Origin of the sequence: Bacillus sp. 196mf, assembly GCF_003217275.1 — a bacterium.
GTDB classification, from domain to species: domain Bacteria; phylum Bacillota; class Bacilli; order Bacillales; family Bacillaceae_G; genus Bacillus_A; species Bacillus_A thuringiensis_S.
The window spans coordinates 37,671-64,384 of record NZ_QJTG01000022.1; the positions used below are offsets into that span (position 1 = coordinate 37,671).

The window sequence follows — 26,714 nt, forward strand, 5'->3', positions numbered from 1 at the left end:
AATGTAGATGTAATAATTGATACTGAATAGTTCGGATTCACAAAACTGTTCAGTAAAAAATTCGCCTTAGTACTCTGTGATACTGAATATAAGTCAGACAGAATAGGGGTAAAGGAGGATCAGGACATGGAAAATTTAACTGAAATGCTGAAAGGTTCACTGGAAGGGTGTGTACTGGAAATCATTAGTCGCCGTGAAACGTATGGCTATGAGATTACCCGCCACCTGAATGATCTTGGGTTTACCGAAGTTGTGGAAGGTACGGTGTATACCATCCTCGTACGATTAGAGAAGAAAAAGCTTGTGAATATTGAAAAGAAACCATCAGATATGGGACCGCCTCGTAAGTTTTATTCATTAAATGAAGAAGGCCGCCAGGAGCTTGAATTGTTTTGGAAAAAATGGGATTTTGTATCGTCAAAAATTAACGTCTTGAAGTCAAAATAGGTTCATAAGATAAAATGTTCCGGCCGATATTTTGAGAATTTCTTGTTCGGTTTTATAAAAAAGGAGGAAAATAAGATGTTAGAAATGTTCAAAAAGTTAATTGGTGATAAAAAAGAGTACAAAATGATGATGGCACGAGTTGAGGCTCTGCCAGAGGACTACCAATTTGTATTTAAGAAAATTCAAAACTACATGTGGAATTTTTCAGCGGGTAACGGGATGGATATGTTACACATACAGTATGAATTAATCGATTTGTTCGAAGCGGGTGCAGCGGAAGGAAGACAAGTGCTTGACATTACTGGGGATGACGTGGCTTCCTTTGCTGACGAACTAGTGGCAAATGCTAAAACTTACGTCTCCAAGTATCGTGAAGATTTGAATGAAAGTATTATGAAGAAATTGAGAAAAAAATAAATGGAATAAGTAGTACCGACTGATTAGCTGGTTACACATATGAATTGCCATCATAGCTATTCAGTTATATTTTTAACTTGGTACTAAGTAATACAGAATATCAGTGATACTAAATAGATAGAGGTAAATAAATAGTCTTCGCAAAACATTTTTATAGGGAGGAAAAAAGTATGAGTCATGCAGCGATTTCTGTAAAAGGCTTGAAAAAATTCTTTAAAGACAAGGAAGTTTTAAAAGGGGTAGATTTTGAGGTGCAGCGTGGAGAAATTTTCGCGCTGCTAGGCTCAAATGGAGCTGGAAAGACGACAACGGTTAACATCCTTTCGACGCTAATGAAGCAAGATAGCGGTGAAGTAAGTATTTGCGGATTTGATGTACAGCGTCAACCAGACCATGTTCGTCAAAGTATCAGTTTGACAGGGCAGTTCGCAGCTTTAGACGGTATGCTGACAGGGAGGGAAAACTTGATAATGATCGCCAAATTACGTGGTGTTTCCAATCCCGCTCAAGTTGCTGACAATCTACTTGCAAGATTTAGCCTGACTGATGCGGCAAACCAAAGGGCAGATCAGTATTCAGGCGGGATGAAGCGCCGGCTTGATATCGCGATGAGTTTGATTGGGGCGCCAGCAGTTATTTTTCTTGACGAACCAACCACTGGACTTGATCCTGAAGCGCGAATCGAAGTGTGGGATACAGTCAAGGAACTTGCTGGTAGCGGTACAACTATTTTGCTTACGACTCAGTACTTGGAGGAAGCAGAACAACTGGCAGACCGTATCGCTATTTTGCATGGCGGAAAAATTATTACGACAGGTACTCTTGCTGAACTAAAAGAGATGTTCCCGCCAGCAAAAGTGGAGTATATCGAGAAGCAACCGACATTGGAAGAAATATTCCTTGCGATCATTGGCAAAAAGGAGGAGATGTAAATGAAAAGTAAAACAGGTGTATTACTAGGTCGTTTAATGCGTAACATTATGCGCAGTCCGGATACAATTATTACAGTAGCGATTACACCGATTATGATGATGCTATTATTTGTCTACGTGTTTGGCGGCGCAATAAAAACTGGAACGGAAAACTACGTTAATTATTTATTGCCGGGAATTTTGCTAATGGCTATCGCATCCAGTGTAGCTTACACTTCCGTGCGACTCTTTACGGATGTAAAGAGTGGGCTGATGGCACGTTTCATTACGATGCCTATTAAGCGCTCATCGATATTGTGGGCTCACGTTCTAACCTCTCTGGTTGCTAATGTACTTACTATCGTGGTGGTTATTCTTGTTGCACTCTTAATGGGTTTCCGTTCCAGTGCTAATATTCTAGATTGGCTCGCGGTAGCTGGAATACTTGGGATGTTTACGCTGGCGCTAACATGGCTAGCTATCATTCCAGGATTGAAAGCGAGGTCTATGGAAGGGGCGACTGCTTACTCGTACCCGCTAGTTTTTCTTCCATTTATTAGTTCGGCCTTTGTGCCTACCGAAACGATGCCAAAAATTGTTCGTGTGTTTGCAGAGAATCAGCCTGTAACTTCAATCGTGAATGCGATTCGTGCTCTTTTATATGAAGGAACTGTTGGAAACGATATTTGGATTGCGCTCGCTTGGTGCGTAGGTATAATGGTCATCTCTTACTTTTTCGCCAGTAAAGCATTTAAACGTCAGTTAGGGTAAGAAACGTGATAAACGAAACCTTCAGGAATAATATATATTTAGAAAAGCACGGGAGATTTTCCGTGCTTTTATTATTTATCATGCTCTCATTGTAGTAAATGAAATGGTATTTAAAAATAGGATAATTATCCAGTGATAAAGCTTAATATTTGAGGCTCACTGCTTATGGAATGTATAAGCACACTCGTTTTTGTAAATCTGCTAATACTTCATCGGGTATTTCTTTGATTTTAATATCCTTCCCTAGAAAAAGCAGCCAATTTATTATTTCCGTCACTTCATCGGGATTGTTAACATTGATAAAAGTTTTTAAAATGGCTGTGGATTGGTAAGGATTAGTATAAGATATTGAAAATTTTTAAAGGATGGTATTTTTTGAACTGGGCAATTGCTGTTGGACCAAGTTCAAGTACAAGGTTAATTGCTTCAGCCTTCTTACTTAGTTTTTCTAAAATCTTTTTCTTATTGAGCCTTTTATTCGTCGTGTATGGTTCGATATTGATGAGATCATCGACAGGAAACATTAACTTCTTTTCTTCTTTTAAGTCAAATCCTTCAATAATCCAATGGCTTTTTTCTTGATAAAGGTGTAATAGATAAATTGGATAAGACTTAATTTCTTCATCTTTTTTAATGGTAATCAATAAATGGTTATCCAAAAGAAGGATTTGAATGAGTTTTTCTAACATAGGATGGGGGAGATCAGAAAGCTCAAGTAGATCGGGATTATGAGGATTAGTTCCTTGGAACAGCAAGAGTTGATTTAAAAGAACAAGGTCATCCTGCTGGGTTTCTGAGATGAGTCCTAGTAGTTTTTCGGCTAAAGATTGACGACTCTTTAGGTAGGGAAGTTGTTGATTCCTCGTAGCCATAAAGGCAATAAAAAGAGCTTTCACTTCATTATCAGTAAAGCGAACAACGGGCAGGATAGAATTATGCATAACAAAATATCCACCCGTTCTCCCAACTTCAGCGACCAGTGGCATTCCCATAGCTTCAATTTCTCTAATGTCTCTGATAGCTGTCGACCGTGATATGTTAAATTCTTGTATAATTTCAGAAATTGTAAAGTGAGAGCGGTTGTTGATATACCGCATAATTGTATTAATCCGTTCAACTTTTTTCATTTTGGTCTCCTAAACAGTATCATTTTTTGACATGGTTTAAAGGTATTATAAACGTATCAGATGAAAAGATAAATCGTTTGATTAATAAAAAAAGAGGCAGGTTTTGAATATGAAAAATTATACTATAGAAGAAAAAGATAGCTTTATTGTGTTAGGTATTGGAACTGAAATTAAGAGTGAATACACAAACTTTGCTGGAATAAATAAAGAAAAGGAAGACTTTTGGTCGGCTGTTAAAGAAGATGGAAGGCTGGACACTTTAAAAGCTTTAGCTACAAATGAATACATTTTTTCCGTGAGCGAAGCGGTGAATAACAAAATGATGTATTATGCGGGTGTCATGACAGAAGCACAAATAGAAGAAGAATCTAGAGTGATTCAGTTTCCGAGGGGAGAATACTTAGTAGTGAAAGGGGAAGACAAAACGGCTAAAGAGCTAAGTAATAAGCTTACTGGCATCGCCTTCGGTCAAGCTTTACCAGAAGCAAAGGATTTTGCCTATGTTGGTGGACCGAATACAACGGTTGAGATGGGACAGAGAAATGGCCTAGTATTTGGTGAAATGTGGATTCCGGTTGTTAGGAAGTAAAGTGATAAAAGGTGCGAATATGGAAAGTAGAGGCTAACGATCTTGTATTGTTGGCCTTTTTGAAATGAATATAATATTCATATACTGCTACACAGTATGTTCTGATAAAATGGAATAAAAAGGAATTGTTGTAAGGTGGTGGCAGATTGAATAAAAAAAGATTATTTGAGCTATTCATAGTAACGTTTGTTTTTCTATTCCTTCATGTAAGTATATTTACTAATGAAAAATTTAACGATAAATTGGGATCTTTTACTTTCATTGTGCTACTTCTTATGCTTTCTATTTACACTGCATTTATAGAAAAGTATTTTGATGATATACAAAATTGGATTCGAAATATTACATGTTGCTTTGCTTTATTCGTAGTGGTTTTAGTAGCTCTATGGATAGGTTATTTTTAGTCCTTACTTAAGAGAATGAGAAATATGTGATTACACTACATTCGATCCGATACTATTACTTAGCTGCATCGGTTTATATTAATTTTTTCTCTCCTCAATCATGATAAAATGTACAATAGGAAATTTTATGTAACATAAAGAAGGAAGGTTTATGGTGAGCCTGAGTACTTTGCTAGCTTTTGCGCTTGTTTCACTTAGTATGGTTTGTTCACCTGAGCCTATTTTGATTTATCTTATTTCTCATTCCATTACGTAGGGGCGTATGGCAGGATTTATTTTTTTATTGAGCATCATGCTTGAATTTGTAATTCATATAAATGAAGCAACTTTAGTATTCACTCAAAAATCCATTGTCTATGAAACAACTAGATTTGTAAACGGCTTTAATAGAAAGATGTCTATTGTATTTTTTGCGGCAAGATTAAATAGCTTTTTTGTTACTTTACAATAAAGTATACTTAATATCAGTAATTCATGTAATTAGGGGTGGTTTCTATATTTAGAGAAAATACAAAAAGGATACTTCTGTCATTAGTAACAAATCCAATACTAATAATTGTATACGGGATTTTTTGTTATGAGTTGGCCTTATACTGTAAGTACGGAAGAATGAATTATAATATTTACATTTTGTTATTATGTATAGTACTTTTTATATCCATAACTACATTTACTACAATGCGGGTGATAAAAAATAGAGAATATGAATCTAAAAAATTAACAAATTCAATAGCATGGAGATCCATTTCTATTATCATTATTGTTGCAATTACATCATTTTATGGGATGCAGATTTATAAAAGTGCAATAAATTACAATGGTAAATTGGCATGGTTTATAGAAAAGTTAAAACATGAAAGGTCAGTTAAACTTAAACATAATAATATATATAAGTCTGGAGTAGAAGGTATTTTTGAAGATATAAATAAAAAATATCCTTTGCCAAAGAAATTGTATATGGCAACTGATTTTGATCTTACATTTCATTCAGATGGAACAATCACAGCGTTTGATACATTTGTTTATGGGAAAAATGATGATGGGAAAGAAGAAACTTATTTAATCTCTTATAATAAGAAGAAGTCAGAAGATATTACTATAATACGAGACGGATACGCAAAGCCTGATTATAATGATGATAAATTAGTAGAACCTTTAATTGAAACGGTTAAGGCGATTCCAGTTAAGCAAACGGTTAGAAAATGGAATGAAAGTAAGTATGGGTTGATTTATTATGGAAAAAGAAATTGGGGATCCAATACAGAGGGAATTATTAATATTACTGAGGATGGTAAGGGGCAGAGTCTTAAAAAAGCAGCTTCTGATATCATTGGATATACTGTATCTATATTTGTCCCTGGAAAAGAGCAAGAGCTAGTCCCTGCTAGATATAATTTAATAAGTGACGCAAGTTGGAGTAAATCAAAGACGCCTCCAAAAGAAGATATGCTTAAAGAGAAGAAACAACAAGATTTAAAGAATGAAAAAGAACAGTTTTTCCTATCGAAAGAAGTTGGTTATAAACTAAATATGACAGATAAAGCATTAGGGAGCGCCTTTTATTCATTAAGCAAGACTAGTGATGAAGGGAAAACATGGGAGGTTATCAATCCAGATCCATTTAATGGGGGGATTGGTAGTGTATCAGGAATCACTTTTATAAATGATAAACTTGGGTTTTTAGGAGCAATTAGGCCTTCTGGTAATGAAGGAGAGTTATATCGCACAGATGATGGGGGAGTATCTTTCAAAAAGGTAGAATATCCGCCGCATGAAGTGAAATTAGATCATACACAGTCCACAATAAGTCCTTTTGATTCACCTAGTATGCCATATGAGAAAGATGGGGTTTTTAATATGTTAGTGGGACAAGGGGCAGATGGAGACTACAATGGCGATAGTAGTGCACTTTATCAATCAAAAGATAACGGAGAGACATGGGAATTTGTAGAAGAAGTGAAAAAGAAATAATCAGAATTTTTTTGGGGAAATAAGGTAACTACTCAGCTATACATTTTATTTAGAAGTTTGGTAAGGGGTATAATTCCAGCCATGAAGATAAAAATGGACCTATACCTCGCTGCCTTTCTTTGTTTTATTTCTTATGCTTACTATCAACGCTATATATAGAAAGGTATTTTGGTGATATACAAAAGTGGATTCGAAATATCACATGTTGTTTAGCTTTATTTGTAGTGGTTTTAGTAGCTCTATGGATAGGGTACTCTTAGATCCTTACTTAAGAGAATGAGAAGTATGTGATTACAATACATTCGATCCGATAATATTACTTAGCTGCATCGGTTTATATTAATCTTTTCTCTCCTCAATCATGATAAAATGTACAATAGGAAATTTTATGTAACATAAAGGGGGAAGGTTTATGGTCAGCTTGAGTACATTGGTAGCTTTTGCAATTGTTTCGCTTAGCATGGTTTGTTCACCTGGGCCTAATATGATTTACCTCATTTCCCGTTCCATTACGCAAGGACGTATGGCGGGATTTATTTCTTTATTGGGCATCATGCTCGGATTTGTAATCTATATAATCGCAACTATGTTTGGACTTACAGTTCTATTCGTTGCTGTTCCCGCTGTATATGAAGCGGTAAAGTGGGCAGGTGCTGCTTACTTGCTCTGGCTCGCCTGGAATTCGATTAAACCGGGTGCTACATCTATTATGGAACCTCGTATGATTTCTAATGAGCCACCAAGGAAATTATTTCTGATGGGACTCATGACGAATCTTCTGAATCCAAAGATTGCTATTTTGTATGTATCACTTCTACCTCAATTTGAAGATCCAGAGAAGGGGTCGTTGCTTTTTCAAGGTGCAGTTTTGGGGCTTACGCAAATCACTGTTAGCTTTATAGTTAACCTTGTAATTGTATGTACAGCAAGTAAAATTGCAAAATGGTTTGGCACACGCCCGACGTGGCTACGAGTACAGCGTTGGCTTATGGCAAGTGTTTTAACGGGGCTTGCTGTACGTCTTGCTTTTGAACGTCGACAGTAAGAGCCTCTTTACCGTCAGTTTCTATAATATAACCTAATAAATATTAATATAATTTATGTATAGTAGATATTTACCTTATAAAATAAGGGGGGAATATTATGACTGAGACAAACGAATCTTCAGGAGTTAATTTGAAAAAAGATGTGAAGTTTTCTATTATAATTCCTGCGCATAATGAAGAAAAGTACATTAGAAAATGTTTAGATTCAATTGCAAAGGCATCAGAGGCATATAAAGAGCAAACGGAAGTTATAGTTGTTTTAAATCGTTGTACAGATAAAACAGAGGAAATAGCAAAATCTTATAATTGTGTTACATTGAAAAATAACGATAAAAACTTATCTAAAATTCGAAATGCAGGGGCTAAAATAGCTAGTGGAGAAATAATCGTTACTATAGACGCTGATACCATAATGACAGAGTCTATGTTGTTTAATGTAGATAAATATTTAGCTTCAGGTACATACATTGGTGGTGGGGTGAATGGTAAGTTTGAAAGAATATCTTTAGGAATATTTCTCTCCGCAATGTTAATCATAATCCCCTTACTTTTTAAGTACGGAGCTATATCTGTAGGGATTTTTTGGTGCTATAGAAAAGACTTTATGGCAATCAACGGATTTAATGAAAACATGCTTATGGCAGAAGATGCAGATTTCGCTAAACGTTTAAAAGAGTGGGGAAAGAAAAATAATAAGAAATTCGGTACTATTAAAAATGGAATGATAACTTCATGCAGAAGATTTGATACATATGGAGACTGGACTTTACTTAAAAATCCAAAAGTAATTTTAGCTTATCTAAAAGGAAATGATAGAAAATACGCAGATAAGACATATTATGATAACCAAGAAAGATGAAAATAGAGAAAATCGGCAGAGGATAGCTAGTACTTTTTTAGATATAATGAGAATCCAACTTAATTTAATAGATATTATAAGAAAACCATCAATTTGATTATCTTTTTTCAAATTGATGGTTTTTATTTTTGAAATAAATATGTATTTTTTTATGAAAATATTTTTTGACCCCCATAAAACTATGTATTCCTCCGAATATGTATAGTGAAGAAAATAAATAGAAGAAAAATGACTATGAAAGAATATAGAAGCATTAATAAAATTACTAGATTAAGTGGGCATCCAAAATGGAAGGATGAAATTACCAATTATATAAAGAAGAGTTATTCAAGGATTGCAGATAAAATAGAAAGAGAATAAGCAAAACGAACGGTAGAAAATAAGAAAGTAGATAAAAATACAAACTTAACTGTAGTGCCGAGAGAAAAGGAAAAATCATTAAGAAAACGTTAGACTCTAAAAATATAACTAACAGCAAGAAAACAAGACCGAAGAAAAGTACCAAGAAAATCTGGTTAAATGGTCACTTGTGTAGTGGCCATTTTGCTATTTGAAGGAGGCTGGGAGATTACAAGTGTTGAGTTTAGTAATGAAGATCTTAAGAAAACCGAAAATAGAAGATATCGTATGTAACATACAAAACAACGAAGAAGATAAAGAAGCATTTATCGTACAGTATCAACCTTTTATTAGAAAATCAATCTCATCTGTCTGCCGCCGGTATATTACAGAACAGGATGATGAATATAGCATTGGATTGTTTGCGTTTAACGAAGCAATTGAACAGTATTCATATACAAAAGGAAAATCCTTTTTAGCGTTTGCTGATCTTCTTATAAAAAGAGATGTAATTGACTATATACGTAAGGAGTCTAAACATAACTTTGTCTTTTTAAAAGAAGATGAGCAAGAGGAAATGTTAGAAATGCAAGTGTCGCTTACAGAGTATATGAAAGAGATGGAAAATAGTAACCGTAAGGAGGAAATTCTTCATTTTCAAAGTGTGCTAGCTGAGTTTAAAATCACATTCTCAGAGCTTGCTAAAGAATCTCCTAAGCATCGTGATACGCGTGAGCACTTAATAGAAATTGTAAAAGTTATTATAAAAGAAGAGGAAATGATGGAAGAGCTGTTCCGAAAGAAAAAGTTACCGCTTAAACATATTGAACCGCGTGTTAGGGTAAGTCGTAAAACGTTGGAACGACATAGAAAATACATTATTGCAATGTGTATTATTTTTGCAAACAACTATACATATATTCTGGATTACATAAGAGGGGAAAAGCATGATGAATAAAGGAATTGTGATGGATATAAAAAAGCATAGCGTAGTTGTTTTAACACCAAATGGAGAGTTTATTACGTGTAAAAGAAAAGGGGATTCTTGCATGATTGGGGAGGAAATCTCATTTGATGAGCAAGAACAAAAAGCATCGCATTTTTCGATCCCTTCCTTTTTAAAACCTGCATCAATACTTGTTGCTTGTTTTCTATTTGCAGTGCTGTTTTTCTACAACCAACCAGAAGAAAAAGTATTTGCTTACGTCTCAGTTGATATAAATCCAAGTTTAGAGGTGAGCGTAACGAAGGATTTTCGTGTTATAGATTTACAGGCTTGTAATGATGATGGAAGGCGTATTTTAAAAGAATTGAAGCAATGGGAAAATAAACAATTGCAAGAAGTAGTACGTACTATTATACAGCAAAGCCAAGAGGATAAGTATTTAACGAATGATAAGCAAGTTATGCTAACAGCAGTTGCAAAGGACAAGGCGCTAGAACCACAGTTAGAAAAGGCAATGAAAGAATTGAAGAAAGAATATGAGTTAAAACATATTACAGTTGAATATCAAAGTAGCACGATGCAAGTACGAGAGAATGCTAGAAAAGCTGGAATTGGCACAGGTGTCTATATAAAGCAAGAGAATGAGAAAAACAAATCGCTTACGCCTCCTGCCACGCCGCCTAATCAGGTGGAAAATGAAGAAGAGGTGCAATCACAGCCGGAGTCATCTCCTGATGCATCAATGGATTTATCTCCTGTAGACGAAAAAAAATATGAAAAGCAAGAGCAGAAAGAACAAAAGAAAACAGAGGAACAGTCATCGAAGCAAATAAAAGAAAACAATGGAAGAGGATCTCAGCAAGAAAATAGAGGGAATCAACAGGAGAATAAAAGTAGAGAAGCTCAACAAGGAAATAATGGGAATCAGCAAGGGAACAACGGAAGAGGATCACAACAAGGGAATAATGGAAATGGGCAAGGAAGCAACGGAAGAGGATCACAACAAGGGAATAATGGAAATGGGCAAGGGAACAACGGAAGAGGATCACAACAAGGAAATAATGGAAATGGGCAAGGGAACAACGGAAGAGGATCACAACAAGGAAATAATGGAAATGGACAAGGGAACAACGGAAGAGAATCACAACAAGGAAATAATGGGAACGAGCAAGGAAACAACGGAAGAGGGTCTCAACAAGGGAATAATGGAAATGGGCAAGGGAACAATGGAAGAGGATCCCAGAAAGAAAATGGTGGAAACGAGCAAGGGAACAATGGTAGGGGGTCTCAACAAGAAAATAGAGGCCACCAGCAAGGGAATGAAAAGAAGAATCAATAGAATATGGAAGTGAGAGATTCATTTCAAAGCTAAAAGGATTTCTCTCGCTATTGTGGGAGTTGGGCTGATAATCCGTGGGGGATGAACAAAGCCCTCACTGATTAAAGTTGCACTTTATTATTCTATAGTTCTATTAAGAAGGAGTATGTGAAAAATATAATGGAGAAAAACATTCAACAAGAGAAAGATAAAGAAAAACCTGTTTTTTATGATCCGAAAGGAAGGAGAAACATAGCCTTTATTTGGTTTCTATGTATCTCAATAGTTAGTGTAGGTGTTGTATTTTATTTTTTCTTTCAAAGTATTTTTTCAACACCAGAAATTCCAAATATGAATACCGCTGTACAACAAGATACTAAACTTGTACCAATTAATCAAAAACTTAGTGATCAGCAGTTAAAGAAGGAAGAATTTAACCTAAATACCGAAACGAAGGATAATAAAAATTTGGTGAATCCGCCGAAGGATAGTAAACATCCTAAAGAAGTGTATGGTTTTTATGTAAACTGGGATGAAAATAGTACCGCTTCTCTAAAAGAAAATATCGATTCATTAACTACGTTAGTACCAGAGTGGTATCATTTAAAAGCAGATTTAACGATTAGAAGTGAGATAAAACCTGAGATAGTAAAGTTGGCAGAAAAGAATCAAGTGAAGATTATGCCTTTGCTTACTAACTATACTGAGGAAGCTTCTGGTCCTGATAGTGGGCTAATTCATAAGTTACTGAATTCCTCAAATGATGTAAAGACAAAGTTTATTAATGATTTAGTAAGCCAAGTTAAAAAGAATCATTTTTCAGGAATCAATATTGACTTTGAGGCCGTACCTGAAAGTGATAGAGAAAACTTAACAAATTTTATGAAAGAACTTACTACGAAATTTCATGAACATGATTTGCTCGTTACACAAGATGTTCCAGCTAATGATAAGGCTTTTGATTATAGTGCGTTAGCAAAAATAATAGATCGAATGATTGTAATGATGTACGATGAGCACTATGGAGCCGGGGAACCAGGACCAATTGCTTCAAATAAATGGTTCCAACATACATTGAAAGAACTGAATATTCCGTCTAATAAGCTTATAGTTGCTTTCGGTAACTATGGATATGATTGGCAAGTAAATAGTAAAGAAGCTGCGAAGTCTTTAACTTTCTCAGAAATTATGGCAATGGCTCATGATTCAAATATGAAAATTCAATGGGATAAAATGAGTGGAAACCCTTATTTTAGGTATAAAACAGAAGGGAAAGAACATACTGCTTGGTTCTTAGACGGTGTAACTCTTTATAATCAAGTGAAAATCGCAATGGACAATAATGCAAAGGGATTTGCGTTATGGAGACTAGGAGCAGAAGACCCTACAATATGGAAAGTTTTAAAAAATCCGATTGAGGCACAAAAAAATCCTAATGTATTACATAAAATCAATAGTTTAGATGAAGTAAATTATTCTGGACAAGGTGAAATTTTACAGATTGAGAATGAAAGAAAAAATGGATTGAGAGATTTTAAAGTAGGCAAAGATGGTTACCTTACAGATGAAGTATATCAATCCTTACCATCTGCATATGAAGTGCAACGATATGGAAAACCAAATGGGAAACAAGTAGTATTAACATTTGATGATGGACCAGACCCGAAATATACGCCAGAAATTTTAGATATATTAAAAGAGAATCAAATAAAAGCTGCTTTTTTTGTACTTGGTGAAAACGCACAACTAAATACTAGTATTGTAAAAAAAATATACGATGAAGGGCATGAAATTGGCAATCATACTTTCAAGCATCCTAACATAGCTGATACGTCTTTACTACGAACGAAAGTAGAACTTAATACGACGCAACGTTTAATTCAGGAAGTAACTGGACATTCTACGGTTTTATTTAGACCGCCATATGAAGCGGATGCTAACCCGGATTCATCAAATGAAATATTGCCTATTTTACGTGCACAAAATATGAACTATACAATGGTAGCGGAAAAGGTTGATCCCGAAGACTGGGCAACACCATCAACAAATGAATTAGTAAAGCGTGCTCTTAATCCCATTTATAAGGGAGAGGGAAATATTATTCTTCTCCATGATGCGGGAGGGAATCGTACACATACAGTAGAGGCGCTCCCAATCATTATTAAAGACCTAAAAAAGCATGGATATAGTTTTGTAACAATTTCAGATTTAATGAATAAAGAACGAGATGAAATTATGCCTCCTGTTTCTTCTGAGGGGAAGCAATATTTACTTTACAATAAAGCTGTCTTTTCAGGAGCTGGATATTTTAAGCATATATTAACAACTATTTTTTATATTGCTATTGGATTAGGGATTTTTCGATTTTTATTCTTAATTTATTTTGCATGGAAGCAGAAAAGACAGACGTTATCTCGCTATATTAATTCGTCTTATCAACCTTTTGTTAGTGTTGTCATAGCGGCATATAATGAAGAAAAGGTGATAGCCAAGACGATTCACTCAATTTTGGATAGTAATTATAGAGAATTTGAAGTTATTGTTGTGGATGACGGATCGACAGATGGTACGTCAAAAGTAATGAAAGAAACATTTTATAAACACCCTAAAGTTCGTTTCATTCAGAAAGAAAACGGCGGGAAATCATCGGCAATGAACCTAGGGTTTCAACAATCGCGAGGAGAAATCATTGTCACTTTAGATGCGGATACTATTATTGCGCAAGACGCTATTTCTTTAATGGTTAGACACTTTGAAGATCAGAATGTAGCTGCAGTTTCAGGTAATGTCAAAGTGGGGAATAGACGGAATTTGTTAACTACTTGGCAACATGTTGAGTATATTACAGGGTTTAATTTAGAACGTAGAGCTTTTGATGAGTTAAATTGTATTACAGTCGTTCCAGGAGCTATTGGGGCGTGGCGCAAGAAGAATGTAGTTGAATCTGGATATTTAAGCGAAGATACATTAGCAGAAGATACCGATCTTACTATTACATTTTTACGTCAAGGGCATAGAATTGTATATGAAGAAAAAGCGCATGCTTTTACGGAATCACCTGAGGATGTGAAAAGTCTCATTAAACAGCGATATCGTTGGTCATATGGTACACTTCAATGTCTTTGGAAACATCGAAAAGCGTTGTGTAATTCAAAACATAAAACATTAGGATTTATTGCACTTCCTAATATGTGGTTATTTCAATATGTTTTGCAATTCATTGCTCCTTTTGCAGATATATTAATGATTATAGGACTATTTAGTAGTAATCCGCTAAAAGTTTTAGGATTTTATTTTGTATTCTTTTTAATGGATCTTCTCGCTTCTCTGTTCGCATTTAAATTAGAGGAAGAAAATCCGAAACCATTAGTATGGTTAATTTTACAACGTTTTATTTATCGTCAATTTATGACTTATGTTGTCATTAAATCTATATTCTCATCGCTTCGAGGAGTAGCGGTAGGGTGGAATAAACTAAAGAGACTGGGGAGTGTTAAACATTCCACGGAACATAAGGAGGCATCATAAAAGAGCGGACTATCTGCTCTTTTTTTCATTGATTTTAGTTAGTTGAATGTAGAGTTGTAGCATAAAAACTGCTGCTTCTATAACGAGATTCCTATTCATTATGAATAGTGAGACATTATGTTAAGCTAATCCTTTAGTTTCGGATTAAAGTTTTTTTATATTTTTTTAAAATGACGGACACAAAAACGCATATACCTTCGAATTATATATATGGATAACATAAATATGTATATAAAAGGGGAGAAATAAGATGAAAGAAAAAAAAGAAATGTTTCAAGAAATCGCTGAGGTGTTAAAGGTATTGGCGCATCCAGTTTGTCTATCTTTAGTAAAAATAATGCTTGCAAAAGGTCCTACTAATGTAACAACAATGTATGGGGATTTACAAATGCCTCAAAGTACAATTAGTCAACATTTATCTAAACTAAAAGCTGCTAAAATGGTTACAGGTACTCGGAAAGGATTAGAAATTTATTATGAGGTAACTGACAATCGCACAAAATCAATATTAGCATGTTTAGTTTAAATGATGATTTCTATTTCAAAATAAAAAGCGCTATTCTTTTCTATGATTTTAAAGAGAGAATAGCGTTTTTTATTTTTAAGGAGTATCTTTTTATATGCCTATAGAATGGAGTGAAAGGTTTATGGGTTTAAATGTACCTACTATTACCTTAAGGTTCTAATGCGTCTAATAATGAAAAAATTCTCGTTTTAGGGGTGCTTCTTTATAGCTTACGTACAATTGAGATTAGAAAAAGTAGAGCGAGCGTTTAATGAGGCTGAAGTAGTGTTTATATGCGAAACTTTATAGAAATCTCATTTTTCTAATTGTATCTTTTTAGATTGATGGATGTGGGGTCACGTCCATCAATCTAAGAAAACAAGTTAGCTAAAAAATGATGAAAATAAACTTTATAGAAATAAAAAATATGAACGTAGAGGATTAAACAAAGTATATAGTGCTTTTTTAGTCATGTAATCTTTTAATCTGATGATCTTTTCCCCATTCAAACAGATTATTCATTATTTGCATTAAAGATTTTCCGTATTCACTTAGTGTGTACTCAACCTTTGGTGGAACTTCTTGATATACGGTACGATAGATAATCCCATCAGCTTCAAGTTGCCGAAGTTGTTGTGTAAGAACCTTTTGTGTAATGTTTGGGATTTCTCGTTTAATTTCATTTGTTCGCATTTTTCCATCCGACAAAATACATAAAATATGAACTTTCCATTTTCCACCGATTACATCGAGTGTTGTGGCAATTGGGCAATTATCATTTTGATTCATATAACACCTCCACAGGTACTTTAAGGTTCCTATAGCACTTTAAAGTACGTACTTTTCAATTATATGTAACTCATTCATACTAATACGTAAAGGATTGATTAATTTATAAAGGGGCTGGAAAATGATGAGAACACTTGTAATTGTAGCACACCCTCATATTGAAAAATCAAAAATTAATAAAAGATGGATAGAAGAACTTGAGAAACATTCAGATGAAATTACGGTGCATGAATTGTATAAAGTGGCACCGAATTGGGAGTTTAATATTGAAGAAGAGCAAAAGTTATTAGTAGAACATGACAGATATATATTCCAATTTCCACTTTACTGGTACAGCACACCACCATTATTAAAAAAATGGTTTGATGATGTATTAACATATGGATTTGCGTACGGATCACAAGGAGATAAAGTGAAGGGGAAAGAATTTGGTGTAGCTATTTCTATAGGTGGATTAGAAAAAGACTATGAAAATAGTGGGATTACAATGGATGAGTTGACGAAACCATTCCAAGCTACATGCTTATATACAGGTATGGAATTTATACCTTCCTTTTATTTATATGGTGCAGAATATAAACTAAGTGATGAAGAGATTGATAAAAGTGCACCTGAGTATGTGCAATATGTGATGAACAAGAAGTATTCTAATATATAATGAAAAATAGCCATTTACTTGTGAAGTAAATGGCTATTTTATATTCTTCTTATATTCACTAAGTGTAATCTTTAGTAAATTAATAGTTAATCTGGTAAAATAAAAAACCTAACATATATAAAGGGGAGTTTTACTTGAGAACGATGCGACAATTATTACAAAAGAGAGCAATGCAGTCACCAAATTTGGAAGCGCTTGTAGGAGGAAAGAAAAGATATTCGTTTCAGCAATATAATGAACGAGTAAATCAGCTTGCACATTATTTGTTACATAATGGTGTGCAAAGAGGAGATCGTATAGGAATACTATGCAAAAATAATCACCCATTTCCAAGCGTTATGATGGCAAGTTTAAAAATTGGAGCGGTATTTATTCCGCTAAATCATCAGCTTACTGTATATGAATTAGAAACGATTGTAAAAGAAGCGAAATTAAAAGTGTTAGTTATTGATGAAGAATTTAGTGAAGTGTTATTAAATGTTGATGCTGTTAAAGAAATTCCTTATGTAATTCAAACAACAAAAGAAGACTTTGGTTCATTTGAATTAGAGTTGCAAAAACAGCCAACGACAGAACCGAACGTAGAAGTTCATGAAGAAGACGATGCCATTTACTTGTTTACATCAGGAACGACTGGACAGGCAAAAGCATGTGTAATTGGACATAAAAACTTACATCATTATTTTGCTGAAATTGCGGGACAAAGAGAAATCCCAGCAGGTGAACGCTTTTTATCTGTGCATCCATTGTTTCATATGAGTGGCGTGCTTTCTATTTTAAATTGTATTTATCATGGCGTTACGATGATCTTCTTAGCTGATTCGAATCCTGCTCTTATTTGGGATAAGATTGAAGAAGAGAAAATTACTACGATGCTTGCTTTCCCAGCCGTTTATAGTTACATGCTTGATGAACTAAATAAAAAAGAACGTAACATTTCAACCTTTAAAGTAGCACAAAGCGGTGGTACAAAAGTGCCAGAAACACTCATTCAAAAATATATGGAAAAAGGCATATATATGGTGCAAGGCTATGGTAGTACAGAAGGTTGGGTTGTAACCTCATGGCATCCAATGATGGGAAAAGAAAAGATGTCTTCTGTAGGAAAGACCTTGAAAAATGTAGAGGTGAAAATTGTTCATCCGGAAACAGGACATGAACTAACAACAAATGAAGTTGGAGAGATTCATGTGAAAAGTCCATACATGTTTAAAGGATATTGGAATAATGAAAAGGCGACAAAGAAGGTAGTAAAAGATAACTGGTTTAACATGGGTGATGCTGGCATGATAGATGATGATGGATTCCTGCATATTATGGGAAGATATAAAGACGTTATTATACGCGGTGGTGACAACGTATATCCAGATCAAGTAGAAGATGTTATTCATGAAATACATGGTGTTTTAGAAGTTGCAGTAGTTGGAGTTCCAGATGACTTTTGGGGAGAGATTCCAAGAGCTTACATTGTGAAGGATGGCGAAACAACATTAACAGAAGAAAGTATTACTCAGTATTGTAAAGAGAAATTAGCAAGCTATAAAATACCAGAAGTAGTATTCATAGATGAGTTACCGAAAAACGCTTTAGGAAAAGTGTTAAAGAGGGAATTACGAGATGCAGTTCTTGTGAAATAGAAAATTATGAAACGATGGAGAACCCAGTTATGTATAAAGCATGACTGGGTTTTTGTTAATGTTTCTGTTAGTGGAGAGTATAAACGTTTTTGTTTTTTTGATGCAATTTTTTAGCTTGGTAACGCTCGAACGATATTCGGCTATTAGGCAATTTAAACCTCGCTACCTCCACTTGAAATTGTTATAATTAAAATGTTTTTAATATTTCAATAATTAGGAGGCTAGAGAATGAAAATTGCGATAGTCTGTTTCGATAACTTTACTGATATAGATGTTTTTTTACCATGGGATTTATTAAATCGTGTACGTTTAGTTGGCGGTATTTCTGATTGGAATGTCCAGCTATTAGGAACGGAAAAAACGCATATATCCATGTCTGGCTTACGTATCCCCATGACAGGAAGCATATCTGATATACCTTCCGCTGACGCAGTAATATTTGCAAGTGGCAAGGGGGTCCAAGGTTTATATCAAAATCAAGAATATCTTAATAGCATTCATGTAGATCTTCAAAGACAATTAATAGGCTCTATGTGCTCTGGTTCACTACTACTAGGAGCTAAAAAATTGTTAACTGGCAAAAAAGCAACTACATATCCATCTGTAGTAGAACAACTTAAAGAATTTGATGTAGACGTTATTGAACAAAGCTTCGTAAATGAAGGGAATATCTCGACTGCCGCAGGTTGTTTTGCTGCTCAAGACCTCTCAGCTTGGATTATAAGAACCTTGATTAATGAAGAAATGGTTGACACTGTGCTTGAAACTGTTCAGCCAGTGGGCAAAGGTTTATATTTTAAATAATCAAGTTAGAAATAGATAATCTGACTTGATTATTTAAAATGACGTTTTGGTACAATTTCTTCATTAGTGAATTCAAGTAATTCTCCTAAGGAGGGCGACCGTCACATCGTTATCAAGCCAAGGGTTTGGAATTACCTCAAAATGAAAAATTTCCCCTTATACAGTTAATTATAGAATTCGACTTATTTTTTTCGTATTGGGGAACTACTAATTTCTTAAGTTGATCGGCATAAGGTTTGTTACTAGATTTTGTATTTCGTGTAAGATGACAAAGAATATTCAATCAATTACTGGAGGAAGAGATGTAAATGAAGCTGCCGCTATTACAAGTAGAGACAGAGAAACTTATGATCCGTCCGTTCCAAAAAGATGATTACGAAAGTTGGTTAGATGGATTTAATAAGAGACTGCCATCGCAGTATAAATATGACGATGGCTATCAAGTTATGGCATCACGAACAAAAGAATGGTTCACGGAATGGATTAGAGGGTTTGATGAAGCAGCACATCGAGATGAGATGTATGTATTAGGTATTTTTCGTAAAGAAGACGGAGCTAATATTGGTAAGCTAGAGCTGATTAAAATTTTACGTATGGACTATCAATGGGCGATGATGGGATACTCCATACATAATCAATATTGGAGAAATGGATATGGTGTTGAAAGTGTGAAAGCTGCGCTACCGTTATTTTTTAGTTGCCTTGATTTTCATAGAATCGAATTACATATACATGTTGATAATGAGCCATCAGTGCGTCTTGCGGAAAGCGCAGGCTTTTCATTTGAATGCAAGAGAGAGGCATTTTCATTAGAGAATGGTAAGTGGATGGATTTTCTTATTTATTTTAAAAATAAGGAGATGAGTATATGAGAGTGGTTATTACAGGTGGAAATCGGGGATTAGGGTTACAGTTAGTAAAAGTATTTCATGAAAAGGGGCATATCGTTTATCCGTTAGTTAGAACTGAGGTTGCGGTAACGCAATTGAAGCAAATGTATAGTTGTAGATGTTTTCCTATATTGGCAGACTTATCGGTTGATGAGAGTACGGAGCAAATTGAGAAGCAGCTTGGGGAATATACAGAGCATGTTGATCTAGTTATAAATAACGCTGGCATTACTGGGAAGGAGACTGAGATTTTACATACAAATTCAGAAGAGTTAACGGATTTATTTAATATTCATTGCTTAGGTGTAATTCGGGCTGTAAAAGGTACATATATGGCGTTAGCTAAATCGGATCATCCGAGAATAGTAAATGTGTCCTCTCGATTAGGGTCATTACATAAAATGGCGAACAAAGAGTTTCCGCAAGGCCAGTTCTCATATTCATATCGAATTGCTAAAGCAGCACAAAATATGTTAACACTCTGCTTACAACAAGAGTTTGAGAATAAAGGAATTCGTGTAACGGCAATTCACCCTGGGAAATTAAAGACTGACATTGGTGCTTTTGATACGAATATGAATCCGGCTGAAGGAGCAAAGAATATATATGATTGGGTAATAGATTCAAATGAGGATGTTTCAGGGAAGTTTATTGAGCCTGGTATGGGGGAATTAAAGTGGTGATATACGATCTTGCAATCATTCAGAATCTGTTTGGTCCTTCTAAAAAAGTATTAAATGGCTTACCAAATGCAGTGACAATTGAAGAAATAGAAGAAGATGTTTTGTATAACGTACAAACATATAAAGAAAAGATAAGTAGATTTGAAGAGGTTTGTTTTAATTGGGAGTTAAAAAGAGCGAGTATTGTATTAAACAAGAGGTTTAGTAGTTATAACTCAAACGCAAAAGTGTTACTTGATGCCGGTTTTTCTTTACATGCCGCAAAGATAGAAGTATGTAGAGAATTGAACAATATAGAAGGGCTTGAAAGACAATATACATATCGATCAATAGCAGAAGGAACGTTATCGGAAAAAGAATTTAAATATATTTGGGAACAATGTATGTCGGGTTCAGGGAATCAAACTTCAATTTTAACTATCGATGAACATTTTTATTCCGTGCAAACAGAGTTAGGTGAGGGTTGGGGAAAGTCATGTATTGTTTTTTATGATAAAACTGAGCCAATTGGTATGTCCATACCGCATATAGAAACTGGAACAGAAAGTGAAGGACGATTATTTTACTTGGGAGTAATGCCTTATTATCGCGGGAAAGGAGTTGCTTCTCATATGCATCTTCAATCTTTACATATGTTAAAGGAAATGGGGGCTACTTATTACATCGGAAGCACGCATACTTCAAATGAAAAGATGCAGAGGATATTTTGGAGAAATAATTGTTCGATGAAAACGGAGACAGAGCTTTATTATAAAATTTTTAAAGTAGATTAGGAGAAAAGAAGATGAAGACTATAAACGTATTTCATTACGATGCATTTACGAATAAACCAAATAAGGGAAATCCAGCAGGTATTGTATTAGAAACAGATGGATTAACGGAAGAGGAAATGCAAATTATTGCTGAAAAAATTGGATATAACGAAACAACTTTTGTTCTTTCCTCAGAAGTAGGAGATATAAGAATGCGCTATTTTACACCTGGTTTTGAAATGGATTTATGTGGTCATGGGACAGTAGGGACGATATGTGCCTTGCGTGAAAAAGGTTTATTAGAAAAGAAAAGTAACCTTACTATTGAAACGAAGGCAGGGATTTTACCAATACAAATAGGTTTAAATGAAAATGGAGAAACCTTTATTAAAATGAGGCAGACAGCACCTCAGTTTAAAGATTTTGCAGGTTCAAAAGAAGAATTAGCTCATAGTATTGGTTTAGGAGTAAATGATTTAGATGTAAGTTTACCGATAGTATATGGAAGTACAGGAAACTGGACTGTAATTGTGCCGATTAAAAATCTAGATGCGTGTGAGAGAATGAAACCTAATAATGCTGCATTTCCGTCAGTATTAAGAGAAATACCTAATGCTTCTATTCACCCAATTTGTCTAGAAACTTATGATGAACTAGCACAAATGCATGGCCGTCATTTCTCGTCAGCTTATGCAGGAACGATTGAAGATCCAGTGACAGGAACAGCTTCAGGTGTAATGGGAGCGTATTATGCGGAGTATTTAGAGAAAGATTTTGAACATGAATTGGATTTAATCGTTGAGCAAGGACAGGAAATAAATAAAGATGGTCGTGTAACCGTTTATGTAACGAAAGGGATAGAAAACGAAAAGTTACAAATAGATATCGCTGGAACAGCGGTGTATGTGAAAGAGTTTGAAGTTTCAATATAAAAAAAGAAAGCCCGGCATACATCCGGACTTTCACTATCTGTTCAATACTTCAATATACGAAGCATTTCCAGTTGTTCTTAAAGCAGAGCGAAAATTGTTATTTTCTAGCGTTTTAGCGACTTGTTGTAATTGCTGTGCATCATCATGATGGATAAGTAAGCTGTCAGCACCGTTTTCCTCTATATGAATGTGTTCAACATTTCCAATGGCATCATGTATAGCTTTTAAAAATTCAGGTTTCATGGTGTCCTCCTATATGTATGTAACGTTTTTATTTAGTATTTCCTTATTTTTGAAATATAAAAGTAAATGAAAGGAGAAATAAAATGAATATAAAGCAGTTTAACGAACATATAACATCACTATTTGGAGAGCATCTTCATAAATACGGCGATGATGAATATGGTTTTACTCATATAAGTAAAGATGAATTTCACAAAATCGGTTACACAACAAATTTAACGTTAGAAACTATTGAAGAAGCGTATAGAAATGGAGTCGATATGATAGTTACACATCATGCGCCGTGGAGTTTTTTATTTGGTATGGAAGAGGCTTGTATTGAGAAATTGAAGCAATATGAAATGAATCATTTTTGGGTTCATTTGCCGTTAGATTTTGTAAAGTTTGGCACGTGTACATCGTTATTTAACGGAATTGGGATAGATACAATACTGGAATATTCCACGTATGAGGAAGAAGAACTACCGGGAATAGGAGAATATAAAGAAGCGATTCCTTTTTCAAACTTAGTTGGAAAACTTGAAGAAAAAATGGAAGAGAAAGTGAAGAGCTGGAGAAATCACGATAAACCAGTAAAACGGATTGCAATCTTAACCGGTGCAGGAAACAATACAAATTTGATTGAACGTGCATTAGAAAAAGGATGTGACACGTACATAACAGGTGAAAAAACATTATATACAGTGCAACATGCGAAATTTAAAGGAATTAATTTAATTGTAGGCAGTCATACGTTTACAGAAGTGTTTGGTGTAGAAAGTTTGGCTCATAAATTACAAGACATAGACCCTGCAATAGAAATTATTAGAGTATATGAAGAGCATTTAGAGTGATAAAATCACGTTATCATAAATGGGATATTGAAGAAAGCCATTGTAATAAAATAAAATTGTTGTTTGTAATATTAGGATGGTTGGGAGGATTTTCCTTGTGTTTGTCAAATAATAGTAAAGTTGTCTTTTGAATTAAGGGAATCTTCCGAATTAAAGGGTGAGAGAATGGACATTTCAATAATCACTGCACAACTAGTTAAGGAAAAAGTTATTTCATATTATCCAAATAGCGTAAAAGCATTAAACGGGGGAACGGCAAGTACTATATATTTGTTAGATGAACAATACGTTGTAAAGTTGAATGAATTGGATGTCATACGTGAAGAAGCTTATTTTCTTCAGTTTTATAAAAAGGACGAATTATTTCCAAAGCTTTTATATAAGGAATCTTTAAATCGCTATATTGTTTACTCATTCCTTGAGGGCACAACTTCTTGCAAACTAGGCTATAAACGGAGTGTTCTTTGTAAACTTGTAAAAGAAGTTATCAATGAGTATGAAGTAGCTACAGAGGTTGATGGCTGGGGATGGAAAGAAAATCCGGTTCAATCTTGGAGTGAATTTTTAACGACAAATGTGATGGAAGCTCATGAAAATGTAAGATGTTACATAAGTGAGGAAGAGTATAGAACGGTTTTTAAGTTAGCAAATAGTCCAAGTAGGGGGACTGGAATAAATCAGCCATTTTTATTGCATGGTGATCTTGGATTTCATAATTTTATATTTCAAGAGAATGATCTGTATGGTGTAATTGATCCTTTACCAGTGTTAGGAGATCCTATATATGATTTAATTTATGCGTTCTGTTCAACTCCGGAAGATTTAACAAAAGAAACGATTGGTTATGCGATGAAACAATGTGTATTTCATAAAAATGACCGTGATTTATATGAAGAAATAGTCATAGGATTATATTTGCGTATAGATACATGTTTACGGCACCACCCGAAAGATTTAGAAGATTATTTAGAAGCTTGGCGTTATTGGATGGGTGAGGTTGAGGTGACTTTATAGTACAAATATTTTTAGGGGAGATGGTGAGATGAATGTTGCAGAAGCGAAAAAGGATTTAGCAATAAAAACGAAGAGAGGCTTACCGATTATATTAGCCGGCGTTTTATTTTGGGTAGTTATGAGTATAACAGGATTTGTTCTTTCTGAAAAACAAGTGGTGTGGGTATATTTAATCGGTATGGGCTGTGTGTTTCCTTTTGGCTTAATGATAGCGGCTATATTGAAAATTGATATGTTTGCGAAAGGAAATCCGTTAGGGATTTTGGCTGGATTAATTGGTGGGATAAATGTATTGAATATTCCACTTGTATTACTTGCCTATTTTCAATTTCCAGAATGGTTACCTTTTGTAGTAGCAATGTTAATAGGTGTTCATTTTATCCCGTACGTATGGATTTATGAAAGTAAAAGTTATGGTTTATTGTCAGTAGGGACTGTATTTGTAACGTCAGTTTGCGGGATTCTTTTTGCAGAAAAAGGATTTACTGTAATTCCATTATCGGTTACAGTTGTCTATTTACTTACTTTTATAAGTTTAATAATTGAAAATAAAAAAGCAGATCATTATCAACAAAAGTCAGCTTAATAAAAATATAGGGATAGGGGAACTTATGATGAAAAATTTCGTTTGTACAACGTGTGGCGTGCAGTATGCAGCGAGTGTAGAAGAACCAGTGAGTTGTCATATTTGTGATGAAGAAAGGCAGTATGTGAATCCGAAAGGGCAGTCTTGGACGACTTTAGAAAATTTGCAAACAGATGATACATATAAAAATGAAATAATTAAAGAGGAAAATGGACTTTATAGTATTACGACAAAACCAGGATTTGCGATCGGTCAAACGGCATTTGTAGTGAAAACAGAGTCATATCGTTTACTGTGGGACTGTATTACGTATTTAGATGAAACGACAATTACGAAAATAAAAGAGCTTGGCGGATTAGATGCGATTGCATTGTCTCATCCTCATTATTATTCAACGCAAGTAGAATGGGCAGAGACATTTGATGTACCAATTTATATACATGAAGATGATAAAGAGTGGGTGATGCGTCCGAGTAGTCGTATTATTTATTGGTCTGGTGAGTCTTTACAATTAGCTGATGGATTAGTCATTCATCGTTTAGGGGGACATTTTAAAGGTGGATCTGTCTTACATTGGGAAGAAGGTAATGACGGAAAAGGAATTTTGTTAACAGGTGATATTATTCAAGTTGTAGCAGATGAGCGGTGGGTGAGTTTCATGTACAGCTATCCAAACTTAATTCCATTACCAGCGAGAAAAGTGGAAGAAATGGTGAATCGAGTGAAGCCATTACAGTTTAATCGTTTATACAACGCTTTTCATCGAGTAGTAAAAGAAAATGCAAATGAAGCAGTTGAACGTTCTGCTGAAAGATATATTGGAGCATTAGAAGGTAAATTATTTCATACGTAAAAAGGGGAGCAAGCCTAATGAAAACGTTAGTATGTTTTGGCGATAGCATTACAGCTGATGAGACGTTTTTTGATGGAACACCGAGATTAACGTCAAGGTTACAAGCAATGTTTCCAAATTGGAAAGTAGTGAATGCAGGTGTTCCAGGGGATAATACATTTGATGCGTTAAATAGGATTGAAGAAGATGTAATATCATATAAACCAGATTTCGTAACAGTTTTTCTTGGTACGAATGATGCAGTTTCTTTTTCTCAAGTGTCATTACAAGCATATAAAGAAAACTTAGAGAAGATTGTGAACCAGGTTTCCTCAGATAAAATACTACTTATTAGTCCTGCACCAGTTGATGAAGAAAGACAGTACAATAGAACCAATAAAGTGCTCGGTCAGTATACAGACGTAGTAGAGGAAGTGGCGAGGGAAACAGGAAGTTATTTTCTAAATGTATATGCTGAAATGATTCAAGAACGGGATTATAAAAGGTTTGTAGAAAATGATGAAAAAGATGGGTTACACTTTGGGCCAGAAGGTTATGAGTATGTAGCGAAGTTAATTGGTGAAAAGTTAAAAGGGATTTTATAAGGAGCAAAGCACTTAGTGCTTTGCTTTTTCGTATTTCTTTCGCAGTCCATAAACTTATTGATCGCTGTAATTTGGACAGATATTTTGCGTTTTTATCCCGCATTAACTGTCCGTAAACGCCCCATTGGTGAGGGCTAATAATCAGTGGGGGATGAACAAAAACCCCACTGATTAAAGTTTCACTTTATGTGCTTAAAAGGCGAGTTCTGTTTTAAAGTAATATAAATTTATTTTTAAAAATTTATATTTCGTAGTTGAAAATCAATAAAGGTGTAACT

General features: G+C 34.7%; 27 protein-coding genes and 3 pseudogenes. 27 read left to right on the top strand and 3 right to left on the bottom strand.

All coding sequences use genetic code 11. The features are described from left to right. Nucleotides 1–126 precede the first annotated feature (126 nt). The 4 genes from ATL10_RS23645 (at nt 127) to ATL10_RS23660 (ending at nt 2,546) form a co-directional block, all read left to right on the top strand. Entirely contained in the window at nt 127–447 is a 321-nt protein-coding gene (locus ATL10_RS23645) for a PadR family transcriptional regulator (protein WP_000429488.1), read from the top strand. A 75-nt stretch (nt 448–522) separates the two neighbouring features. Next, nucleotides 523–864, top strand: a complete 342-nt coding sequence (locus ATL10_RS23650; RefSeq protein WP_000891986.1) for a DUF1048 domain-containing protein — start codon at nt 523–525, stop codon at nt 862–864. A 170-nt stretch (nt 865–1,034) separates the two neighbouring features. After that, entirely contained in the window at nt 1,035–1,796 is a 762-nt protein-coding gene (locus ATL10_RS23655; RefSeq protein ID WP_097924165.1) for an ABC transporter ATP-binding protein, read from the top strand. Continuing rightward, complete coding sequence (locus tag ATL10_RS23660; RefSeq protein WP_110497614.1) at nt 1,797–2,546, top strand: ABC transporter permease; 750 nt, start codon at nt 1,797–1,799, stop codon at nt 2,544–2,546. A gap of 163 nt (nt 2,547–2,709) precedes the next feature. Here the strand turns inward: ATL10_RS23660 and ATL10_RS23665 are convergent. Next, a pseudogene (locus ATL10_RS23665) lies at nt 2,710–3,673 on the bottom strand (helix-turn-helix transcriptional regulator). A 109-nt stretch (nt 3,674–3,782) separates the two neighbouring features. Here ATL10_RS23665 and ATL10_RS23670 point away from each other — a divergent pair. The 11 genes and pseudogenes from ATL10_RS23670 (at nt 3,783) to ATL10_RS23720 (ending at nt 15,199) form a co-directional block, all read left to right on the top strand. Beyond that, nucleotides 3,783–4,262: a GyrI-like domain-containing protein gene (locus ATL10_RS23670; protein ID WP_000801052.1), complete on the top strand. Its 480-nt coding sequence runs from the start codon at nt 3,783–3,785 to the stop codon at nt 4,260–4,262. A gap of 146 nt (nt 4,263–4,408) precedes the next feature. Further along, the gene (locus ATL10_RS23675) at nt 4,409–4,666 is read left to right on the top strand and encodes a DUF3963 domain-containing protein (RefSeq protein ID WP_110497616.1); all 258 of its coding nucleotides are present in this window, start codon (nt 4,409–4,411) and stop codon (nt 4,664–4,666) included. 151 nt (nt 4,667–4,817) lie between these two features. After that, nucleotides 4,818–4,983, top strand: a pseudogene (locus tag ATL10_RS31965) (LysE family translocator); the annotation flags it as partial. A gap of 169 nt (nt 4,984–5,152) precedes the next feature. Beyond that, nucleotides 5,153–6,637: a WD40/YVTN/BNR-like repeat-containing protein gene (locus ATL10_RS23685; protein ID WP_074048016.1), complete on the top strand. Its 1,485-nt coding sequence runs from the start codon at nt 5,153–5,155 to the stop codon at nt 6,635–6,637. Between the two features lie 106 nt (nt 6,638–6,743). Then, nucleotides 6,744–6,897 (top strand): annotated as a pseudogene (locus ATL10_RS23690) (DUF3963 domain-containing protein); the annotation flags it as partial. A gap of 152 nt (nt 6,898–7,049) precedes the next feature. Continuing rightward, on the top strand, nt 7,050–7,682 hold the full coding sequence (locus ATL10_RS23695; protein WP_023522590.1) for a LysE family translocator: 633 nt from the start codon (nt 7,050–7,052) through the stop codon (nt 7,680–7,682). A 98-nt stretch (nt 7,683–7,780) separates the two neighbouring features. Beyond that, nucleotides 7,781–8,542, top strand: a complete 762-nt coding sequence (locus ATL10_RS23700; protein ID WP_000141007.1) for a glycosyltransferase family 2 protein — start codon at nt 7,781–7,783, stop codon at nt 8,540–8,542. A 574-nt stretch (nt 8,543–9,116) separates the two neighbouring features. After that, complete coding sequence (gene sigI, locus ATL10_RS23705) at nt 9,117–9,839, top strand: RNA polymerase sigma factor SigI (protein ID WP_002094101.1); 723 nt, start codon at nt 9,117–9,119, stop codon at nt 9,837–9,839. Next, nucleotides 9,829–11,166 (top strand): anti-sigma factor domain-containing protein, encoded by a 1,338-nt coding sequence (locus ATL10_RS23710; RefSeq protein WP_097924167.1) that lies wholly within the window; start codon nt 9,829–9,831, stop codon nt 11,164–11,166. Before sigI ends, ATL10_RS23710 begins: the two co-directional genes overlap by 11 nt. Before the next feature lie 159 nt (nt 11,167–11,325). Then, complete coding sequence (locus ATL10_RS23715; RefSeq protein WP_090977508.1) at nt 11,326–14,673, top strand: trifunctional glycoside hydrolase family 18/polysaccharide deacetylase/glycosyltransferase family 2 protein; 3,348 nt, start codon at nt 11,326–11,328, stop codon at nt 14,671–14,673. A 250-nt stretch (nt 14,674–14,923) separates the two neighbouring features. Further along, complete coding sequence (locus tag ATL10_RS23720) at nt 14,924–15,199, top strand: ArsR/SmtB family transcription factor (RefSeq protein ID WP_110497618.1); 276 nt, start codon at nt 14,924–14,926, stop codon at nt 15,197–15,199. Between the two features lie 444 nt (nt 15,200–15,643). Here ATL10_RS23720 and ATL10_RS23730 read toward each other — a convergent pair whose 3' ends face one another. Further along, nucleotides 15,644–15,967: a winged helix-turn-helix transcriptional regulator gene (locus tag ATL10_RS23730; protein WP_001072982.1), complete on the bottom strand. Its 324-nt coding sequence runs from the start codon at nt 15,965–15,967 to the stop codon at nt 15,644–15,646. A gap of 124 nt (nt 15,968–16,091) precedes the next feature. Between ATL10_RS23730 and ATL10_RS23735 the strand changes: the two genes are divergently transcribed. From ATL10_RS23735 to ATL10_RS23765, 7 genes are all read left to right on the top strand, one after another. Continuing rightward, nucleotides 16,092–16,625, top strand: a complete 534-nt coding sequence (locus ATL10_RS23735) for an NAD(P)H-dependent oxidoreductase (protein ID WP_025921899.1) — start codon at nt 16,092–16,094, stop codon at nt 16,623–16,625. A 143-nt stretch (nt 16,626–16,768) separates the two neighbouring features. Further along, complete coding sequence (locus ATL10_RS23740) at nt 16,769–18,262, top strand: class I adenylate-forming enzyme family protein (protein WP_110497628.1); 1,494 nt, start codon at nt 16,769–16,771, stop codon at nt 18,260–18,262. A 228-nt stretch (nt 18,263–18,490) separates the two neighbouring features. After that, nucleotides 18,491–19,066, top strand: coding sequence for a DJ-1/PfpI family protein (locus ATL10_RS23745; protein ID WP_053563915.1), 576 nt, complete (start codon nt 18,491–18,493; stop codon nt 19,064–19,066). Nucleotides 19,067–19,374: 308 nt separating this feature from the next. Continuing rightward, nucleotides 19,375–19,938 (top strand): GNAT family N-acetyltransferase, encoded by a 564-nt coding sequence (locus ATL10_RS23750; protein ID WP_090977510.1) that lies wholly within the window; start codon nt 19,375–19,377, stop codon nt 19,936–19,938. Further along, nucleotides 19,935–20,639: an SDR family NAD(P)-dependent oxidoreductase gene (locus ATL10_RS23755; protein ID WP_097924169.1), complete on the top strand. Its 705-nt coding sequence runs from the start codon at nt 19,935–19,937 to the stop codon at nt 20,637–20,639. The genes ATL10_RS23750 and ATL10_RS23755 overlap by 4 nt, the downstream gene beginning before the upstream one ends. Continuing rightward, complete coding sequence (locus ATL10_RS23760; protein ID WP_110497630.1) at nt 20,636–21,412, top strand: GNAT family N-acetyltransferase; 777 nt, start codon at nt 20,636–20,638, stop codon at nt 21,410–21,412. Before ATL10_RS23755 ends, ATL10_RS23760 begins: the two co-directional genes overlap by 4 nt. A gap of 11 nt (nt 21,413–21,423) precedes the next feature. Beyond that, entirely contained in the window at nt 21,424–22,323 is a 900-nt protein-coding gene (locus ATL10_RS23765) for a PhzF family phenazine biosynthesis isomerase (protein ID WP_110497620.1), read from the top strand. Between the two features lie 33 nt (nt 22,324–22,356). Here ATL10_RS23765 and ATL10_RS23770 read toward each other — a convergent pair whose 3' ends face one another. Continuing rightward, entirely contained in the window at nt 22,357–22,566 is a 210-nt protein-coding gene (locus tag ATL10_RS23770) for a hypothetical protein (protein WP_075719109.1), read from the bottom strand. 83 nt (nt 22,567–22,649) lie between these two features. On the opposite strand from ATL10_RS23770, the gene ATL10_RS23775 reads away from it, so the two are divergent. The 5 genes from ATL10_RS23775 (at nt 22,650) to ATL10_RS23795 (ending at nt 26,436) form a co-directional block, all read left to right on the top strand. Next, nucleotides 22,650–23,399 carry a Nif3-like dinuclear metal center hexameric protein gene (locus ATL10_RS23775; RefSeq protein WP_001022440.1) on the top strand — a complete coding sequence of 250 codons (750 nt, stop codon included), beginning with the start codon at nt 22,650–22,652 and terminating at the stop codon, nt 23,397–23,399. A gap of 165 nt (nt 23,400–23,564) precedes the next feature. Continuing rightward, a complete protein-coding gene (locus ATL10_RS23780) occupies nt 23,565–24,413 on the top strand; it encodes an aminoglycoside phosphotransferase family protein (protein WP_110497622.1) in 849 nt (282 codons plus the stop codon). A gap of 28 nt (nt 24,414–24,441) precedes the next feature. After that, nucleotides 24,442–24,999 (top strand): DUF7010 family protein, encoded by a 558-nt coding sequence (locus tag ATL10_RS23785; RefSeq protein WP_075719107.1) that lies wholly within the window; start codon nt 24,442–24,444, stop codon nt 24,997–24,999. A gap of 25 nt (nt 25,000–25,024) precedes the next feature. Further along, nucleotides 25,025–25,852 carry an MBL fold metallo-hydrolase gene (locus ATL10_RS23790; protein ID WP_110497624.1) on the top strand — a complete coding sequence of 276 codons (828 nt, stop codon included), beginning with the start codon at nt 25,025–25,027 and terminating at the stop codon, nt 25,850–25,852. 17 nt (nt 25,853–25,869) lie between these two features. Further along, on the top strand, nt 25,870–26,436 hold the full coding sequence (locus ATL10_RS23795; RefSeq protein ID WP_065229126.1) for an SGNH/GDSL hydrolase family protein: 567 nt from the start codon (nt 25,870–25,872) through the stop codon (nt 26,434–26,436). Nucleotides 26,437–26,714 lie beyond the last annotated feature (278 nt).

Coding starts and splice junctions, on each gene's coding strand:
- ATL10_RS23645 (WP_000429488.1), top strand. CDS start 127: ATGGAAAATTTAACTGAAATGCTGAAAGGTTCACTGGAAGGGTGTGTA.
- ATL10_RS23650 (WP_000891986.1), top strand. CDS start 523: ATGTTAGAAATGTTCAAAAAGTTAATTGGTGATAAAAAAGAGTACAAA.
- ATL10_RS23655 (WP_097924165.1), top strand. CDS start 1,035: ATGAGTCATGCAGCGATTTCTGTAAAAGGCTTGAAAAAATTCTTTAAA.
- ATL10_RS23660 (WP_110497614.1), top strand. CDS start 1,797: ATGAAAAGTAAAACAGGTGTATTACTAGGTCGTTTAATGCGTAACATT.
- ATL10_RS23670 (WP_000801052.1), top strand. CDS start 3,783: ATGAAAAATTATACTATAGAAGAAAAAGATAGCTTTATTGTGTTAGGT.
- ATL10_RS23695 (WP_023522590.1), top strand. CDS start 7,050: ATGGTCAGCTTGAGTACATTGGTAGCTTTTGCAATTGTTTCGCTTAGC.
- ATL10_RS23700 (WP_000141007.1), top strand. CDS start 7,781: ATGACTGAGACAAACGAATCTTCAGGAGTTAATTTGAAAAAAGATGTG.
- ATL10_RS23710 (WP_097924167.1), top strand. CDS start 9,829: ATGATGAATAAAGGAATTGTGATGGATATAAAAAAGCATAGCGTAGTT.
- ATL10_RS23715 (WP_090977508.1), top strand. CDS start 11,326: ATGGAGAAAAACATTCAACAAGAGAAAGATAAAGAAAAACCTGTTTTT.
- ATL10_RS23720 (WP_110497618.1), top strand. CDS start 14,924: ATGAAAGAAAAAAAAGAAATGTTTCAAGAAATCGCTGAGGTGTTAAAG.
- ATL10_RS23730 (WP_001072982.1), bottom strand. CDS start 15,967: ATGAATCAAAATGATAATTGCCCAATTGCCACAACACTCGATGTAATC.
- ATL10_RS23735 (WP_025921899.1), top strand. CDS start 16,092: ATGAGAACACTTGTAATTGTAGCACACCCTCATATTGAAAAATCAAAA.
- ATL10_RS23740 (WP_110497628.1), top strand. CDS start 16,769: ATGCGACAATTATTACAAAAGAGAGCAATGCAGTCACCAAATTTGGAA.
- ATL10_RS23745 (WP_053563915.1), top strand. CDS start 18,491: ATGAAAATTGCGATAGTCTGTTTCGATAACTTTACTGATATAGATGTT.
- ATL10_RS23750 (WP_090977510.1), top strand. CDS start 19,375: ATGAAGCTGCCGCTATTACAAGTAGAGACAGAGAAACTTATGATCCGT.
- ATL10_RS23755 (WP_097924169.1), top strand. CDS start 19,935: ATGAGAGTGGTTATTACAGGTGGAAATCGGGGATTAGGGTTACAGTTA.
- ATL10_RS23765 (WP_110497620.1), top strand. CDS start 21,424: ATGAAGACTATAAACGTATTTCATTACGATGCATTTACGAATAAACCA.
- ATL10_RS23770 (WP_075719109.1), bottom strand. CDS start 22,566: ATGAAACCTGAATTTTTAAAAGCTATACATGATGCCATTGGAAATGTT.
- ATL10_RS23775 (WP_001022440.1), top strand. CDS start 22,650: ATGAATATAAAGCAGTTTAACGAACATATAACATCACTATTTGGAGAG.
- ATL10_RS23780 (WP_110497622.1), top strand. CDS start 23,565: ATGGACATTTCAATAATCACTGCACAACTAGTTAAGGAAAAAGTTATT.
- ATL10_RS23785 (WP_075719107.1), top strand. CDS start 24,442: ATGAATGTTGCAGAAGCGAAAAAGGATTTAGCAATAAAAACGAAGAGA.
- ATL10_RS23790 (WP_110497624.1), top strand. CDS start 25,025: ATGATGAAAAATTTCGTTTGTACAACGTGTGGCGTGCAGTATGCAGCG.
- ATL10_RS23795 (WP_065229126.1), top strand. CDS start 25,870: ATGAAAACGTTAGTATGTTTTGGCGATAGCATTACAGCTGATGAGACG.